The sequence below is a fragment of the Nocardia farcinica genome (assembly GCF_001182745.1).
GTDB lineage: Bacteria > Actinomycetota > Actinomycetes > Mycobacteriales > Mycobacteriaceae > Nocardia > Nocardia farcinica.
This window is the reverse complement of the sequence record NZ_LN868938.1, coordinates 2,099,437-2,116,167: the sequence shown is the minus strand read 5'-3', so window position 1 is coordinate 2,116,167 and position 16,731 is coordinate 2,099,437. Positions and strand designations below refer to the sequence as shown.

The 16,731-nt window shown below is 71.4% G+C and carries 16 protein-coding genes; 14 read left to right on the top strand and 2 right to left on the bottom strand.

Going from position 1 to position 16,731, the window contains the following annotated elements; all coding sequences use genetic code 11:
* Position 1 precedes the first annotated feature (1 nt).
* Genes AMO33_RS10315 through recN form a run of 3 tightly spaced genes read left to right on the top strand, consistent with a single transcriptional unit; the run spans position 2 to position 3,538 of the window.
* Positions 2–823 (top strand): TlyA family RNA methyltransferase, encoded by an 822-nt coding sequence (locus AMO33_RS10315; protein WP_060592283.1) that lies wholly within the window; start codon positions 2–4, stop codon positions 821–823.
* Positions 820–1,794, top strand: coding sequence for an NAD kinase (locus tag AMO33_RS10310; RefSeq protein WP_060592281.1), 975 nt, complete (start codon positions 820–822; stop codon positions 1,792–1,794). Before AMO33_RS10315 ends, AMO33_RS10310 begins: the two co-directional genes overlap by 4 nt.
* Complete coding sequence (recN, locus tag AMO33_RS10305) at positions 1,772–3,538, top strand: DNA repair protein RecN (protein ID WP_060592280.1); 1,767 nt, start codon at positions 1,772–1,774, stop codon at positions 3,536–3,538. Before AMO33_RS10310 ends, recN begins: the two co-directional genes overlap by 23 nt.
* 34 nt (positions 3,539–3,572) lie before the next feature.
* Here recN and AMO33_RS10300 read toward each other — a convergent pair whose 3' ends face one another.
* A complete protein-coding gene (locus AMO33_RS10300; protein ID WP_011208530.1) occupies positions 3,573–3,995 on the bottom strand; it encodes an SRPBCC family protein in 423 nt (140 codons plus the stop codon).
* A 162-nt stretch (positions 3,996–4,157) separates the two neighbouring features.
* Here AMO33_RS10300 and AMO33_RS10295 point away from each other — a divergent pair, with 162 nt between their 5' ends.
* The gene (locus tag AMO33_RS10295; RefSeq protein ID WP_011208531.1) at positions 4,158–4,493 is read left to right on the top strand and encodes a hypothetical protein; all 336 of its coding nucleotides are present in this window, start codon (positions 4,158–4,160) and stop codon (positions 4,491–4,493) included.
* Between the two features lie 184 nt (positions 4,494–4,677).
* On the top strand, positions 4,678–5,865 hold the full coding sequence (locus tag AMO33_RS10290; protein ID WP_060592278.1) for a zinc-dependent alcohol dehydrogenase: 1,188 nt from the start codon (positions 4,678–4,680) through the stop codon (positions 5,863–5,865).
* 78 nt (positions 5,866–5,943) lie between these two features.
* On the opposite strand, the gene AMO33_RS10285 is transcribed toward AMO33_RS10290, so the two are convergent.
* Entirely contained in the window at positions 5,944–6,672 is a 729-nt protein-coding gene (locus AMO33_RS10285; RefSeq protein ID WP_240327472.1) for an LLM class flavin-dependent oxidoreductase, read from the bottom strand.
* Positions 6,673–7,143: 471 nt separating this feature from the next.
* Between AMO33_RS10285 and steA the strand changes: the two genes are divergently transcribed.
* From steA to AMO33_RS31005, 9 genes are all read left to right on the top strand, one after another.
* On the top strand, positions 7,144–8,358 hold the full coding sequence (gene steA / locus AMO33_RS10280; RefSeq protein WP_011208534.1) for a putative cytokinetic ring protein SteA: 1,215 nt from the start codon (positions 7,144–7,146) through the stop codon (positions 8,356–8,358).
* 13 nt (positions 8,359–8,371) lie between these two features.
* Complete coding sequence (locus AMO33_RS10275; RefSeq protein ID WP_060592276.1) at positions 8,372–9,316, top strand: copper transporter; 945 nt, start codon at positions 8,372–8,374, stop codon at positions 9,314–9,316.
* A gap of 76 nt (positions 9,317–9,392) precedes the next feature.
* Positions 9,393–11,114, top strand: a complete 1,722-nt coding sequence (locus AMO33_RS10270; protein WP_011208536.1) for a CTP synthase — start codon at positions 9,393–9,395, stop codon at positions 11,112–11,114.
* Complete coding sequence (locus AMO33_RS10265; protein ID WP_011208537.1) at positions 11,115–11,780, top strand: NUDIX domain-containing protein; 666 nt, start codon at positions 11,115–11,117, stop codon at positions 11,778–11,780. It begins immediately after the preceding gene.
* Between the two features lie 12 nt (positions 11,781–11,792).
* Positions 11,793–12,743: a site-specific tyrosine recombinase XerD gene (xerD, locus tag AMO33_RS10260; RefSeq protein ID WP_060592274.1), complete on the top strand. Its 951-nt coding sequence runs from the start codon at positions 11,793–11,795 to the stop codon at positions 12,741–12,743.
* A 295-nt stretch (positions 12,744–13,038) separates the two neighbouring features.
* Positions 13,039–13,914, top strand: coding sequence for a ParA family protein (locus tag AMO33_RS10255; protein WP_041560853.1), 876 nt, complete (start codon positions 13,039–13,041; stop codon positions 13,912–13,914).
* Entirely contained in the window at positions 13,911–14,831 is a 921-nt protein-coding gene (locus AMO33_RS10250) for a segregation and condensation protein A (protein WP_011208540.1), read from the top strand. The genes AMO33_RS10255 and AMO33_RS10250 overlap by 4 nt, the downstream gene beginning before the upstream one ends.
* Complete coding sequence (scpB, locus tag AMO33_RS10245) at positions 14,828–15,505, top strand: SMC-Scp complex subunit ScpB (RefSeq protein ID WP_011208541.1); 678 nt, start codon at positions 14,828–14,830, stop codon at positions 15,503–15,505. Before AMO33_RS10250 ends, scpB begins: the two co-directional genes overlap by 4 nt.
* A 10-nt stretch (positions 15,506–15,515) precedes the next feature.
* On the top strand, positions 15,516–16,715 hold the full coding sequence (locus tag AMO33_RS31005; RefSeq protein ID WP_076574241.1) for a pseudouridine synthase: 1,200 nt from the start codon (positions 15,516–15,518) through the stop codon (positions 16,713–16,715).
* Positions 16,716–16,731: the final 16 nt, after the last annotated feature.

The following is a 16,731-nucleotide window of genomic DNA, read 5'->3' as shown; positions in this document are numbered from 1 at the left end:
GGTGGCCAGGCGCGCACGAGTGGACGCCGAACTGGTTCGCCGCGGGTTGGCGCGATCGCGGGAGCACGCGGTCGAGCTGATCGGCGCGGGACGCGTCCTGATCGCTGGAACGGTCGCCTCGAAACCGGCGACCGCGGTGGAACCCGGCACCCCGCTGGTGGTGCGGGAACAGCCCGACGAGGTGCAGTGGGCCTCGCGCGGCGCGCACAAACTGCTCGGCGCGCTGGAACGTTTCGAGCCCGCGGGGCTGCGTGTGGCGGGCAAACGGTGCCTGGACGCCGGCGCGTCCACCGGAGGTTTCACCGATGTGCTGCTCAGCCGGGAGGCCCGCGAGGTGGTGGCCGTCGACGTCGGATACGGCCAGCTGGTCTGGCGGTTGCGCACCGACGAGCGGGTGCGGGTGTTCGACCGCACCAACGTGCGCACGCTGACGCCGGAACAGATCGAGGGCACCGTCGAGCTGGTGGTCGGTGACCTGTCGTTCATTTCGCTGGGGTTGGTGCTGCCCGCGCTGGCCTCCTGCTGTGCCGAGGGCGCCGATCTGCTGCCGATGGTGAAGCCGCAGTTCGAGGTCGGCAAGGAACGGGTGGGATCCGGTGGCGTGGTGCGCGATCCGGCGCTGCGCGCCGAGGCGGTGTGCGGGGTCGCCGCCGCCGCGGCCGAACACGGGCTGCGGACGGTGGGCGCGGTGGCCAGTCCGCTGCCCGGGCCGTCGGGCAATGTCGAGTACTTTTTGTGGCTGCGCAAGGACGGGCCGTTCGAGTACGACGCGGCACAGGTGCGCGAGCTGGTCGCGCGGGCGGTCGAGGAGGGGCCACGATGAGCGGGTCCGGCGACCGCGAGATCCTGCTGATCGCCCACCCGGGCCGCGCCGAGATCGTCGAGACCGCGCACCGGGCGGCGAAGATCTTCACCGAAGCCGGGATCGGGCTGCGGGTGCTGGCCGACGAGGCGCCGAGTACCCGGTTCGACAGCCGTGCCGAACCGGCGCCGGTGACCGGTCCGGCCGGCGATGCGGTGCGGGTGGTCGAGCACAGTGCGGCGGCCGCGGTCGGCTGTGAGATGGTGCTCGCCCTCGGCGGCGACGGCACGTTCCTGCGCGCGGCCGAACTGGCCAGGCCCGCGTCGGTGCCGGTGCTCGGAATCAACCTGGGCCGCATCGGCTTCCTGACCGAGGCCGAGGCCGAGCACCTCGACGAGGCGCTGGGCCAGGTGGTGCGCGGGGACTATCGGGTCGAGGACCGGATGACCATCGACGTGGCCGTGCGGGTCGAGGACGAGGTGGTCGAGTCCGGCTGGGCGCTCAACGAGGCGAGCATCGAGAACGCTTCGCGCATGGGCGTTCTCGAGGTGGTGCTGGAGGTCGACGGGCGCCCGGTCTCGGCGTTCGGCTGCGACGGCATCCTGATCGCGACGCCGACCGGGTCGACGGCCTACGCGTTCTCCGCCGGTGGGCCGGTGGTGTGGCCGGAACTCGAGGCGCTGCTGGTGATCCCGAGCAACGCGCACGCCCTGTTCGCGCGGCCGCTGGTCACCAGCCCGGAGTCCCGCATCGCGGTGGAATCGGTTGCCACCGGCCACGATGCGATAGTTTTCCTGGATGGCAGGCGCACGCTGGCGCTACCGCGCGGCGGCCGGGTGGAAGCGGTCCGCGGCAGCGAACCGGTGCGCTGGGTGCGGCTGGATTCCGCGCCGTTCGCGGACCGGATGGTGCGCAAGTTCCAATTGCCCGTGACCGGCTGGCGAGGCCGACGGCGAACGGAGAGCACACGTGCTGACAGAGATCAGGATTGACAGTCTCGGTGTCATATCCGCGGCCACCGCGCAGTTCCACGAGGGTTTCACGGTCCTGACCGGTGAGACCGGCGCGGGCAAGACCATGGTGGTCACCAGCCTGCATCTGCTCGGCGGTGCCCGCGCGGACGCGGGCCGGGTGCGGCTCGGCGCGAACAAGGCCGTGGTGGAGGGCCGGTTCACCGTCGAGGACCTGAACGAGGACGCCCGCGGCCAGGTGGCCGAGGTGCTCGAGTCGGCGGCGGCCGAGGCCGACGACGACGGCAGCGTCATCGCCATCCGCACCGTGAGCAGTGACGGCCGCTCCCGCGCTCATCTGGGCGGACGCAGCGTGCCCGCCTCGGTGCTGGCCGACTTCACCTCCTCGCTGTTGACCGTGCACGGTCAGAACGATCAGTTGCGCCTGCAGAAGCCCGAGCAGCAGTTGGCCGCGCTGGACCGGTTCGCCGCCGACACCGTGGGTCCGTTGCTGCGCAAGTATCAGGTGCTGCGCCGCGCCTGGCTCGACGCGCGCACCGAACTGCTGGAGCGCACGGCGCGCAGCCGGGAGTTGGCGCTGGAGGCCGATCGGCTCAAGCACTCCCTCGACGAGATCGACGCCGTCGCGCCCGAGCCGGGGGAGGACGTGCGCATCGTCGACGAGGTGCGCAGGCTCAGCGATCTGGATTCGCTGCGCGAGGCGGCGGCCGTCGCCCACGACGCGCTCGCCGGGCCTGCCGACGCGCCCGAGGACGGCTCGGGCGCGCTGGAACTGCTCGGGGCCGCGCGGGCGCGGTTGGAGGCGGCCGAGGATCCGGCGCTGTCGGCGCTGGCGCCGCGGTTGGGCGAGGCGATCGCCGTGGTGGTCGACCTGACCACCGAGCTGAGCGGTTATCTGTCGGATCTGCCCTCGGATCCGGGTGCGTTGGATTCGCTGCTGACCCGGCAAGCCGAATTGAAGAGCCTGACCCGCAAGTACGCCCCCGACATCGACGGTGTGCTGGCCTGGGCGGCCGAGGCCAGGACGCGGCTCGAGTCGCTGGACGTGTCGGAGGAGGCGCTGACGAAGCTGACCGCCGAGGTCGACATCGCGGCCGAGCGGGTGCGCGCGGCGGCGGTGAAGTTGACCGCCGCGCGGACCAAGGCCGCGGGCAAGTTGGCCGCCGCGGTGAGTGCGGAACTCGCGGGGCTGGCGATGGGGAAGGCGAAGCTGGAGGTGCAGGTGCGTGCGGTGCCCGCGGCCGCGCAGGATTCGGCGCCGCTGACCGTCGACGGCGTCGAACTGCACGCGGGCGCCACCGGCGTGGACGAGGTCGAGTTCCGGCTGGCCGCGCATTCGGGCGCGCAGTCGTTGCCGTTGAGCAAGAGCGCCTCCGGTGGTGAGCTCTCGCGGGTGATGCTGGCGCTGGAGGTGGTGCTCGCCGGGTCCGACCACGGGGCGACGATGGTGTTCGACGAGGTCGACGCCGGTGTCGGCGGCCGGGCCGCGGTGGAGATCGGTCGCAGGCTGGCCCGGCTGGCGCGCACGCACCAGGTGATCGTGGTGACGCATCTGCCGCAGGTGGCGGCGTTCGCGGACACGCACCTGGTGGTCGACAAGTCCGACGAGGGCGGCACGGTGAACAGCGGCGTGCGGGCGCTGACGAAGGACGAGCGGGTGGTGGAGCTGGCGCGCATGCTGGCCGGCCTGGACGACACCGAGACCGGCCGCGCGCACGCGGAGGAACTGCTGGAGATGGCGCGCGCCGAGCGGGCGAGCGTCTGATCCGGCGCGCCGCGACGGCGCGCCGGTGAGTGGGTCAGGCGAAGGCCTTCTTGGTCGCGCCCATGATCTGCCCGATCAGGGTGCGCAGACCGGCCTCGAGCACCTTGGCGGGCACCGGCAGGCTCGGCTCGGACTCCATGGTGTAGGTGACGCGGGTGCCGCCCTCGGCGTCGGCGAAGGTCACGATGCCGACGTGGCGCTTCACCGGCACGCCCTTGACGATCTTGTACTCGAAGCGCTCGTTGGGCACCAGCGTGGTGGTCTCCTCCACGAAGCCGATCGAGCCGCGGCCGACGGTGTATTGGGCGCCGACGCCGGAGGGGCTGTCGGTGCCTGGCTTCTTCAGCGTGAACTGCACGCCCGGCAGGAAGGGGTTGATGCCGTCACGGTTGACGAAGAACGTGTAGACGGCCTGGCGCGGGGCCGGGATGACGGCCTCGACGGTGCTGCGTGGCATGAATTCTTCTCCTCTACGGGCGACAGGTCGACGGAAGTGTATAGGCACTGCCTCATCGTCTCGGCGGTGCTGTCACGTGCGTCACATTCGCCGACGTTGTTTCGGATCGCGCTGAACGGCAACTGCCGGTACGTCGGTAAACGCAGATGAGGAGGACGACCCATGATCCGTTCCGGAGTGCGAGTGGCGGCGACCGCGGCGGCGGCTGCGACCGTGACCCTGCTCGGCGCGGGACTCGCCGCGGCCGCGCCCACGGTGAGCGCGGACACCAGCGAGGAAGGCGCCGTCGTGGTCGGCAGCCGGCCCGAGGGCGAGCAGTGGATGTGCGTGCTGGCCGGCGCGGGCGCGCAGACGATGCTGCGCGTGGATATCGCCCGGGCGGGGGAGAGCCGGGGTGATTTCGCCGCGGGTACCACGGTCGGCGCGGGCTGCGTCAGCACGGCGCCGTTCGGCGCGACGGTGGTGACCGGCAACGCCTCGCTCGACGACGCCGACTGATCCGGTCGCGGAACGGGGTCCGGGTGCGGTGCTCCGCACCCGGACCTTTTCGTGTGGCGGAGCCCGCGCGCTCGGCGGTGACCGTGCTCGCGACCCCTCGGCCCCGGACCCGTTTTCGCCCCTGGCCGCCGGGTAGCCGTCCAGTACCCGACGAACCCGTCGGCCGAGCAGTGAGGAGTGGCGGATGAAGGCCGTGACCTGGCAGGGCAGGCGCAAGATCGCCGTGGACGAGGTGCCCGACCCGCGGATCCAGCAACCGACCGACGCGATCGTGCGCATCACCTCCACCGCCGTCTGCGGCTCGGACCTGCACCTGTACGAGGTGCTCGGCCCGTACATGACACCCGGTGACGTGCTCGGGCACGAGCCGATGGGCATCGTCGAGGAGGTCGGCGCCCAGGTGCGCGACCTGAAGCCCGGCGACCGGGTGGTGGTGCCGTTCCAGATCAGCTGTGGACACTGCGCGATGTGTGACACCGGCCTGCCGACCCAGTGCGAGACCACGCAGGTGCGCTCGCAGGGCAGCGGCGCGGCGCTGTTCGGCTACTCCGAGCTCTACGGGCAGGTGCCCGGCGGCCAAGCGGAGTACCTGCGTGTCCCGTATGCCGATCACACCCACATCACCGTGCCCGAGGGGCCGGACGATCAGCGGTTCCTGTACCTCTCGGATGTGCTGCCGACGGCGTGGCAGGCGGTCGAGTATGCCGCGGTGCCCGACGGCGGCTCGGTGACCGTGCTGGGTCTCGGCCCGATCGGCGACATGGCGTGCCGGGTGGCCGCCCACCGGGGGTACCGGGTGATCGGCGTGGACCGGGTACCCGAACGGCTGTCCCGCGTGGCCGCCCGCGGCATCGAGGTCATCGACTTCTCCGCCGTGGACGCCGACCTGGGCGATGTCATCCGCGACCGCACCGACGGGCGCGGCACCGACGCGGTGATCGATGCCGTCGGGATGGAGGCGCACGGCTCGCCGCTCGGATCGGTGGCGCACCGCTCGGCGGCGCTGCTGCCGGACGTGGTGGCTCGCAAGGTGATGGACACGGCAGGGGTGGACCGGCTGGCCGCCCTGCACGAGGCCATCGACATCGTCCGCCGCGGCGGCACCATCTCCCTGGTCGGCGTGTACGGCGGCATGGTCGATCCGCTGCCGATGCGGGTGCTGTTCGACAAGCAGATCCAGCTGCGGATGGGGCAGGCCAACGTCACCCGCTGGGCGCCGGAGATCCTGCCGTTGCTCACCGACGACGACCCGCTGGGCGTGGACACCTTCGCCACCCACCGCCTGCCGCTGAGCAAGGCCCCCGCGGCCTACGAGATGTTCCAGCAGAAGGCCGACGGCGCGGTGAAGATCGTTCTCGATCCGGCCGCGTGACAGCTCAGCCCGCCAGCGCCTGCACCTTCGCGGCCGTCTCGTAATCGGCGCGCCAGTCGGGACCGGTGGGGGCCAGCGTCAACCGTTCGACGCCCGCGTCGGCGTACTGCGCCAGCAGCTCCGGCCAGCGGTTGGAGTCCTGGCCGAGCGGCGGCGCGACGACGGTGATTCCCGTGTGGGCCTACCGAATCCGGCCGCCAGCTCGGCCAGCTCGCGTCCGCCCGCCGCGGCCTGTTCCGGGGTCGCGGCGATGGCGATCCACCCCTGGGCGAATTCGGCGGCCCGGCGGCGGGCCCGGGGTCCGTCACCGGCGACGAGTACCGGCGGGACGGTCGCGCCGGGCGACAGCGCGACCTCGGTGCCGTCGGGCAGCGCGGTGGTGCGTCCGGCGATCAGGTCGGGCAGCACCCGCAGCGCGGCGTCGGTGGTGCGGCCGCGCTCGGCGAAGGACGCGCCCGCCGCGCGCCAGCCGATGTCGCCGTGGGCGGGATTGCCGGTGCCGATGCCCAGCAGCAGCCGGTCACCGGAGACGTACTGGAGGCTCGCGATCTGCTTGGCCGCCCAGGCCGCCGGGCGCAGCGCGAGCAGCAGGACGCCGTAGCCGATGCGGATCCGTTCGGTCACCGCCGCCGCCGTGGCCAGCACCACCGTGCTGTCGAGCATCGGCGCGCTGGCGATCAGGTGATCGGTGGACCATACCGAGTCGAGGCCGATCTCCTCGGCGAACCGGGCGCTCGCGCGGACGTCGCCGAGGATGGGGCGGGCGGGGTCGGGGGTCGAGGTGGGCAGGATGACACCGATCTCCATGAGATGTCCTTCGTCGAGGGGGGCGGGGGCGTGATGCGCCGGTGTCCGGGAACAACCCGGGGGCGGTCCGTGCTGTTCCCGGGTGGGTGATCGCCGTCCGGGTGCCTGTGGGATTCCCACAGTTCGGGGCGGTCGGTACGAACACCACTGGGGCACAAGTGGTTTCACGCAGAAGTTCCGACCGCGGCGGTGGTGTCGCCGCTGATAGCGGAACTTCCTGAGTTGCTCGAACTGGTCATCTGATCGAAATCGTGCGGGCATGCGGTCGTGAACCGCGGAACGGCTATCGGCGAGAACTCGCGCCGGAATGCGGAAACCCACGCGACACGGGGGCGTGGCGACCGGAGTGCAACAGTGGATGCCGTGCGTGTGCCGATTACCCTGTTCCGGCTGATATCACAGTGACGAATGTGACCCACCGCTCGGCGCGCCTCCACCACGGGCCCCGACATAGCCGCCATCATCGGCCCCATGAAGTTGCCGGCCCTGTTGTCGAAGAACACCGAAACGCTGCCCGGCCGCACCGGGATAGCCCGGGTGGATCGCAACACCCGGCGACTGCTGCGGCGCGTCGGCCCCGGTGACATCGCCGTCGTCGACGAAATGGACCTGGACCGCATCACCGCCGACCGGCTGGTCGAAGCCGGTGTCGTCGCGGTGGTCAACACCTCGCCCTCGATCTCCGGCCGCTACCCCAACCTCGGCCCGGAAGTGCTTGTCGCCAACGACATCATGCTGGTGGACACGGTCAGCTCCGACGCCTTCACCAAGATCAAGGACGGCAGCAAGATCCGCATCCACGACGGCGTGGTCTACGCGGACAAGCTGACCAAGAAGGAACCCGAGGCACTGGTCGAGGGCATCGAGCTGACCGAAGCCGCCATCGCCGAGCGGATGATCGAGGCGCGCAACGGGCTCGCCGACCACCTCGAAGCCTTCGCGGGCAACACCATCGAATTCGTGCGCACCGAGAGCGCGCTGCTCATCGACGGCATCGGGGTGCCCGAGCTGGAACTGGACATGAAGCAGCGGCATGTGGTCGTGGTGGCCGACGGGCCCGATCACGCCGAGGACCTCAAGCGGCTCAAGCCGTTCATCAAGGAGTACGCGCCGATCATGGTCGGCGTCGGGCGCGGTGCCGACACGCTGCGCAAGCAGGGGTACCGGCCCGACCTGATCGTCGGCGACCCGGAGGAGATCACCTCGGCCACGATGAAGTGCGGCGCCGAGGTGATCCTGCCCGCCGACACCGACGGACATGCCAAGGGCCTGGAACGCATCCAGGACCTGGGCATCGGCGCCACCACCTTCCCGTCCTCGGGCGCCCCGGCCGACCTCGCGCTGCTGCTGGCCGAGCATCACGGCGCCGCGCTGATCGTCACCGTGGGTGCGGCGGCCTCGCTGGACGACTTCTTCGACCGCGGCCGCCGCGACAGCAATCCGGCCACCTTCCTGACCCGGCTGAAGGTCGGCACCAAACTCATGGACGCCAAGGCGGTGGCCACCCTCTACCGCAACCGCATGTCCGGCGTCGCGCTGGCGATGGTCGTGCTGGCCGCGCTGATCGCGGTGATCGTGGTGCTGCTGGCCTCCAACACCGGCACCGAGGTGCTGGACTGGGCGGTGGACACCTGGAACCGTTTCGCGCGATGGTGCCAGGATCTCGTCGGCGCGGGCCAACGATAGCCGGGAGCGATTGATGATCTCACTGCGCCAGCACGCCATCTCGATCGTGGCGATCTTCCTCGCGCTCGCGATCGGGGTGGTGCTCGGCTCGCAGACCCTGGCCGCCGATCTGCTCTCCGGCCTGCGCGCGGACAAGACCGAACTGGCTCGGCAGGTCGACGACCTCGGTGCCCGCAATCGCGCGCTCACCGACCAGGTCGACGCCGCCGACCGCTTCATCGCGAGCTCGGCCGGACGGATCCTCGGCGGCACCCTCGCCGACCGGTCGGTGCTCGTCTTCACCACGCCCGACGCCGACCCGGCCGACGTGGAGGCGGTGAGCACCGGCCTGCAGACCGCGGGCGCGGCGGTCGCCGGGCGGATCGCCCTGACCGACGCCTTCGTCGACGCGGCCGAGGGCGACCGGCTGCGGACCGCGGTGACCAACACCATCCCGGCGGGCGCGCAGCTGCGCACCGGCGGCGTCGACCAGGGCAGCCTGGCCGGTGACCTGCTGGGCATGGTGCTGCTGCTCGACCCCGCCACCGGACAGCCCCGATCGACGCCGCAGGAGCTGAGCCTGGTGCTCGAGACGCTGCGCGGCGGCGGGTTCCTCGCCTACGGTGACACGCCCGTGCAGCCGGCCCAGCTGGCCGTGGTCGTCACCGGTGCGGGCGCGCAGGCCGCCGAGAACGCCCGCGGCGCGAACGTGGCCCGCTTCGCCGGTGCCCTGCGCGGTCGCGGGGCGGGCGTCGTGCTGGCCGGGCGTACCGGCGCGGCCGACGGACAGGGCGCGCTCGCGATCGTCCGCTCCGATGCCGCGCTCGCCGCGGCGCTGACCACCGTGGACAATCTGGACCGGGAGATCGGCCGGGTCACCACCGTGCTGGGGCTGACCGAGCAGCTCGGCGGCGGCGCGGGCCGCTACGGCACGGGCCCGCAGGCCGGCTCGCTGACATTGGCCGGACTGCCCGGCTGATCCGGTGGTGGCGATCGATCAGCTAACGGGCGTGGCGTGCGAATCGGGCGCCCGTTTCGTGTTACTGTGAAGACCCGTGGGTCAAACACGGATTCAGGCGCGAACCGCCACGAAACACATCTTCGTCAGCGGTGGTGTCGCCTCCTCATTGGGCAAGGGCCTTACCGCCTCCAGCCTCGGTCAGCTGCTCACCGCGCGCGGACTGCGCGTCACCATGCAGAAACTCGACCCCTATCTGAACGTCGATCCCGGCACCATGAATCCGTTCCAGCACGGCGAGGTGTTCGTGACGGAAGACGGTGCCGAGACCGATCTCGACGTCGGCCACTACGAGCGATTCCTCGACCGTGACCTGTCGCGGGACGCGAACGTGACCACCGGGCAAATCTATTCCTCGGTCATCGCCAAGGAACGCCGCGGCGAATACCTGGGCGACACCGTCCAGGTCATCCCGCACATCACCGACGAGATCAAGAACCGCATCCTGGCCATGCGCGGCCCCGATCTACAGGGCCAGACGCCGGACGTGGTGATCACCGAGATCGGCGGCACGGTCGGCGACATCGAATCCCAGCCGTTCCTCGAGGCGGCCCGCCAGATCCGCCACGACGTCGGCCGCGACAACGTCTTCTTCCTGCACGTCTCGCTGGTGCCCTACCTGGCGCCCTCGGGCGAGCTCAAGACCAAGCCCACCCAGCACTCGGTGGCCGCGCTGCGCAACATCGGCATCCAGCCCGACGCGCTGATCCTGCGCTGCGACCGCGAGGTGCCGCAGGCGCTCAAGTCGAAGATCGCGCTGATGTGCGACGTCGAGGTGGACGCCTGCATCTCCACCCCGGACGCGCCGTCGATCTACGACATCCCGAAGGTGCTGCACCGCGAGGGCCTGGACGCCTACGTGGTGCGGCGGCTGGGGCTGCCCTTCCGCGACGTGGACTGGACCGTGTGGGGCGACCTGCTCGACCGTGTGCACTCCCCGCGCGAGGAGGTCGAGGTCGCGCTGGTCGGCAAGTACGTCGACCTGCCCGATGCCTACCTCTCGGTCACCGAGGCGCTGCGCGCCGGTGGCTTCGCCTCCCGGGCCAAGGTGAACATCCGCTGGGTGGCCTCCGACGAGTGCGAGACCGCGGCGGGCGCCGCGGCCGCGCTGCGCGATGTCGACGCGATCCTGATCCCCGGCGGCTTCGGCATCCGCGGCATCGAGGGCAAGGTCGGCGCCATCCACTTCGCCCGCACCCGCGGTATCCCGCTGCTCGGCCTGTGCCTCGGCCTGCAGTGCGTGGTGATCGAGGCGGCCCGCTCGATCGGGCTCACCGACGCCAACTCCACCGAGTTCGAGCCCGACACCCAGCACCCGGTGATCTCCACCATGGCCGATCAGAAGCAGGCCGTGGCCGGTGAGGCCGACCTGGGCGGCACCATGCGTCTGGGCGCCTACCCGGCGGTGCTGGAGAAGGGGTCGGTGGTCGCCCGCGCCTACGGCTCGGAGCAGGTCTCCGAACGGCACCGGCACCGCTACGAGGTGAACAACGCCTACCGCGACAAGATCGCCACCAGCGGGCTGAAGTTCAGTGGCACCTCCCCGGACGGGCTGCTGGTCGAGTTCGTGGAGCTGCCCGCCGAGGTGCACCCGTTCTTCGTCGCCACCCAGGCGCATCCGGAGCTGAAGAGCAGGCCGACCCGCCCGCATCCGCTGTTCGCCGCGCTGATCGCGGCCGCGCTGAAATATAAACTGGCCGAGCGGCTTCCGGTCGACATTCCGGACGACGAGTTGGCGAGCGCAGAACAGGGAGCGTGAATGAGCGAGCGTGACGGCGGGACCGGGGCACCGGGCAGCCACGATTTCGAGACCGTGGCCAGCCGGACGGTGTATTCCGGCGCGATCGTCGCGCTGCGCCTGGACCAGGTCGCCATGCCCGGCGGCCGGGTGGTCGAACGCGAGGTCATCGAACACCACGCGGCGGTCGCGGTCGCCGCGGTCGACGACGAGGACAACGTGATCCTCATCCGGCAGTACCGCCACCCGCTCGGGCGGCGGCTGCTGGAACTCCCCGCCGGGCTGCTCGACATCCCCGGCGAGGATCCGCTCACCGCCGCCCGGCGCGAGCTCGCCGAGGAGACCGGGCTGGCCGCGCGGGAGTGGTCGGTGCTGGTGGACGTGGCGCTCTCGCCGGGCTTCACCGACGAGGCACTGCGCGTCTACCTGGCCCGCGGGCTCAGCGCGACGCACCGTCCGGACCCCGAACTCGAGGAAGCCGACATCGAGGTGGTGCGCATGCCCGTGGCCGAGGCGGTGCGCGCGGCGCTGGCCGGAGAGATCGTCAACGCCACCGCGGTCGCCGGGGTGCTCGCGCTGACCGCGGCCCGCGCCAACGGCACCGAACTACGTCCCGGCGACGCGCCCTGGCCGGACCGGCCGACCACCTTCCTGGATCGCAAGGCAGCGCAGAGGGCCGCGGACTGACAGGATCAGGGGATGCTCGCGCGCGAGATCGACGCCTACCTGGACCATCTCGCGGTGGAGCGCGGCGCGGCCCGCAACACCCTCGGCGCCTACCGGCGTGATCTGGGGCGCTACCGCGACTTCCTGACCCAGCGCGGGATCGGCGGGCTCGAACAGGTGCGGGAGGCCGACGTCGCGGCGTTCACCGTCGCGCTGCGGTCCGGCGGCGGCGATCATCCGCCGTTGGCGGCCAGCTCGGTGGCACGAGCGTTGATCGCGGTGCGCGGGCTGCACCGCTTCGCCGCCGCGGAGGGGATGACCAGCACCGACGTCGCGCATGCGGTGAAACCGCCCACCCCCGGCCGCCGGTTGCCCAAGGCGCTGCCCTACGACCAGGTGCTGCGGCTGCTCGAGGCCGCGGGCGGGGGACCGGCCGAGGACGGGGACACCGCCGCCGTGGACGGCGGCCCGCGCGGTCTGCGCGATCGGGCGTTGCTGGAACTGCTGTACTCCACCGGGGCGCGCATCTCGGAGATGGTCGGCCTCGACGTCGACGATCTCGACACCACCGAACGCGCGGTCGTGTTGCGCGGCAAGGGCGGCAAACAGCGCATCGTCCCGATCGGCCGTCCGGCGCTGGCCGCCGTGGACGCCTACCTGGTGCGCGGACGGCCGGTGCTGGCGGCCGCGGGCAAGGGCACCGGCGGCGCGCTGTTCCTCAACGTGCGGGGCGGGCGGCTGTCGCGGCAGAGCGCGTGGCAGGTGTTGCAGACCGCCGCCGAACGCGCGGGCATCGGCGCCGCCGTCTCCCCGCACACGCTGCGGCACTCCTTCGCCACCCACCTGCTCGACGGCGGTGCGGACGTGCGCGTGGTGCAGGAGCTGCTCGGCCACGCCTCGGTGACGACCACGCAGATCTATACCCTGGTCACCGTGAGCACACTGCGCGAGGTCTGGGCCACGGCCCATCCACGCGCCAGGTGAGGGGACGGGGGATCGTCGCGGTAGCCGGTCGGCGCGTGTCCGAACGCGTGTCCGACGCCGTCAAGCGGTAGCGTCTAGCGAGAGCTGGACCGTACGAAAGCGAGGTCGGGCGCGATCGGCCTCGCTACGCTCGGCAAGGCAGCGCGAGCGTCCTCGCTACGCTCGGCAACGGGCAGGAACGTATAAGGAGCAGCGGATCGTGACGACAGCCGGCGCGGCGGAGCCGCCATACGGTGAGGCGCAGCCGCCGACAGAACCCCGCCCGGGAGAGGATTCGGACGTCGCGGCGGAGACCCTGTGGGGCGGCACCGCCCCGCCCGTGCCCGAGGACGGCGAACTGGGTCCGACGGGCAGGCCGCTGCGGGTGGTCCCCGACCCGCCCCCGCTCACCTCGCACGGCGACGCGCTGATCGTCGCGATGTGCAACCAGAAGGGCGGCGTCGGCAAGACCACCTCCACCATCAATCTCGGCGCGGCCCTGGCCGAATACGGCCGCCGCGTGCTGCTGGTCGATCTCGACCCGCAGGGCGCGCTCTCGGCCGGGCTCGGCGTGGCCCACCACGACCTCGACCTGACCGTGCACAATCTGCTCGTCGGCGGGCGCACCTCGATCGACGACGTGCTGATGCAGACCAAGGTCGAGAACATGGACCTGCTGCCGAGCAACATCGACCTGTCGGCGGCGGAGATCCAGCTGGTCAACGAGGTCGGCCGCGAGCAGACGCTCGGCCGCGCGCTGGAACCGGTGCGCGACCGCTACGACTACATCCTCATCGACTGCCAGCCCTCGCTGGGTCTGCTCACCGTGAACGCGCTGGCCTGCTCGGACGGGGTCATCATCCCGATGGAGTGCGAGTACTTCTCGCTGCGCGGGCTCGCGCTGCTCAACGACACCGTGGAGAAGGTGCGCGACCGGCTGAATCCGCGGCTGAGCCTGTACGGCATCGTGGTCACCATGTTCGATGCCCGGCTGCTGCATTCGCGTCAGGTGATGGCGCGCGTCGTCGAAGTGTTCGGCGACCTCGTGTACGACACCGCGATCGCGCGCACCGTGCGGTTCCCCGACGCCAGCGTGGCGGGCGAGCCGATCACCACGTGGGCGCCGAAATCCGGTGGGGCCGAAGCGTATCGGGCGATGGCACGGGAAGTCATCCACCGGTCCGGCCGGTGAGCGCGGCCACCGACCCCGCCCCGCCGACCGTCCCCGATCCGCACGAGCCCGTCCCGGCGAACGCGCAGGCCGAGGGCGACGGCGAATCCGGCGGCGAATCCGGCGGCTTCCGGCTCAAGCTCGCGAATTTCGAGGGCCCGTTCGACCTGCTGCTCACCCTCATCAGCTCGCGCAAGCTCGACGTCACCGAGGTGGCGTTGCACCAGGTCACCGACGAGTTCATCGCCTACACCAAGGCGCTCACCGCGAGCATGGAGACCACCGCGGGCCTGCGCGCGGACAAGATCCTGGACCAGACGACCGAATTCCTCGTGGTGGCCGCGACCCTGCTCGACCTCAAGGCCGCACGGCTGCTGCCGTCGGGGGAGATGACCGACGCCGAGGATCTGGAGTTGCTCGAGGCCCGCGACCTGCTGTTCGCCCGGCTGTTGCAGTACCGCGCGTTCAAGCAGGTGGCCGAGCTGCTCGGCGAGCTGGAGGCCGTGGCTCTGCGCCGCTACCCGCGCGCGGTGGGGCTGGAGGAGCGCTTCGCCGGATTGTTGCCCGAGGTTACCCTGGGAGTGGACGCGGCGGGCTTCGCCGAAATCGCGGCCGCGGCGTTCCGGCCTCGCCCCCGCCCCACGGTCGGACTGGATCACCTGCACCAGCACACGGTGTCGGTGGCCGAGCAGGCGGCGCTGGTGCTGGAGATGCTGAAGGCACGCGGGCCCGGCGGTTGGACCACCTTCGCCGAACTGGTCGCCGACTGCGAGGTGCCGGTGCAGATCGTGGCGCGTTTCCTCGCGCTGCTCGAGCTGTACCGGGGCAAGAGCATCGAGTTCGACCAGCCCGACCCGCTGGGTCCGCTGGCGATCAGCTGGATCGGCGATCCGGGCGAACAGGACACGACCGTGACGATCGAGGAGGACTACGGGTGAGCCAGCCACCGAACACCGCCGCGGACGTGGTGTCCGATCTCACCCCGCCGGTTCTCGACGACGCCGAATTCCGTTCGGCGCTCGAGGCGATGCTGCTCGTCGTGGACGCTCCGGCCCCGGTAGAGCAGCTGGCGGCGGCCCTGGACGACACCACCGAACGGGTCGAGGCGACGCTGCGGCAGATGTCGGCCGAACTCACCGCGCGGGGCAGCGGCATCGATCTGCGTTTCGTCGGCGACGGCTGGCGCTTCTATACTCGCACCGAGTACGCACCGTACGTGGAGCGCGTACTGCTCGACGGCGCCAGGACGAAACTGACCAGGGCGGCGTTGGAGACGCTGGCGGTCGTGGCATACCGCCAGCCGGTGACCAGGAACCGGGTGAGCGCGGTGCGCGGCGTGAACGTCGACGGCGTGATGCGCACGCTGCTCGCGCGCGGCCTGATCGCCGAAGCCGGGGTCGACCCGGAGACGAACGGCACGCTCTACCGCACCACCGAACTGTTCCTGGAGCGGATCGGGCTGGCGTCGTTGTCGGACCTGCCACCGCTGGCGCCCCTGCTCCCGGGCGTCGACCTGATCGACGAGATCAACGACAGCCTGGAAACCGATCCCCGGTACACCAGGCTGCGCAAACCCGCCGAGTCCGACCTGGACCTCGGCACCGAGGATTGACGAAGGACACATGAATACGCCCGCTCGCCGAGATGGCACACCGGATCGTAGGAAACACAGCGCGCACTCCGCCAGGAGCGGGGCAGCGCGGGCCGCGGGATCGCGCGGCGCCAGGGCCGCCCAGCGCGGCGGCGCCCCCCGCGGTGGCGCACCGTGGGAGAACGACGAGCGCGGCGGGCCGCGCCGCGCACCCCAGGGCGGCACACCGCGCGCGGGCCGTTCCACCGGGCAGGGCGCGGCGCGCACCGGCGCCCAGGGGACGGGACGCCCGGCCGGCCACGGCGCGGGACGCCCGGCGGCGCAGGGCACCGGCCGACCCGGCGCACCGAGCGCATCGCCACCCGCCCGGAAGGCCAAGAATCCCAAGCCGCAACGGCAGGCTCCGGTCGCTCCGCTGCTGAGCAACGCCAAACCGGCCCGTCGCCAGAACGTCGAGCCCAAGCACACCGACGGCCCGGCGAAACTGCCGTGGGGTGAGGGCGAACGGCTGCAGAAGGTGCTCGCCAAGGCCGGTGTCGCCTCGCGTCGCGCCGCCGAGGAGATGATCGACCAGGGCCGCGTCGAGGTCGACGGCGTCATCGTGCGCGAGCAGGGCCTGCGCATCGACCCGCAGACCGCCGTGGTCCGCGTCGACGGTGTCCGCGTGGTGGTGCGCGACGAGCAGGTCTACGTCGCGCTGAACAAGCCGAAGGGCTGGCAGTCCACCATGTCCGACGATCTGGGCCGCCCGTGTGTCGGCGACATCGTCGCCGAGCGGATCGCGGCCGGGCAGCGCCTGTTCCACGTCGGGCGCCTCGACGCCGACACCGAGGGCCTGCTGCTGCTCACCAACGACGGCGATCTGGCGCACCGGCTGATGCACCCGTCCTTCGAGGTCTCCAAGACCTACCTGGCGACCGTGCACGGCGAAGTCCACCACAAGGTGATCGGCAAGCGGCTGCGCGACGGCATCGAGCTCGAGGACGGCCCCGCCAAGGTGGACCGCTTCCAGGTGCTCGAACTCGGCGAGGGCCGTTCGCTGGTCAAGATCGTGCTGCACGAGGGACGCAAGCACATCGTGCGCAGGTTGCTCGACGCGGTGGGCCACCCGGTGACCCGGCTGGTGCGCACCCACATCGGCCCGGTCGCGCTGGGCGACCAACGGCCCGGCACCCTGCGCGTGCTCGGCCGCGACGAAATCGGCAAACTCTACGAGGCGGTGTCGCTGTGAACGGTGTGCAGATCCC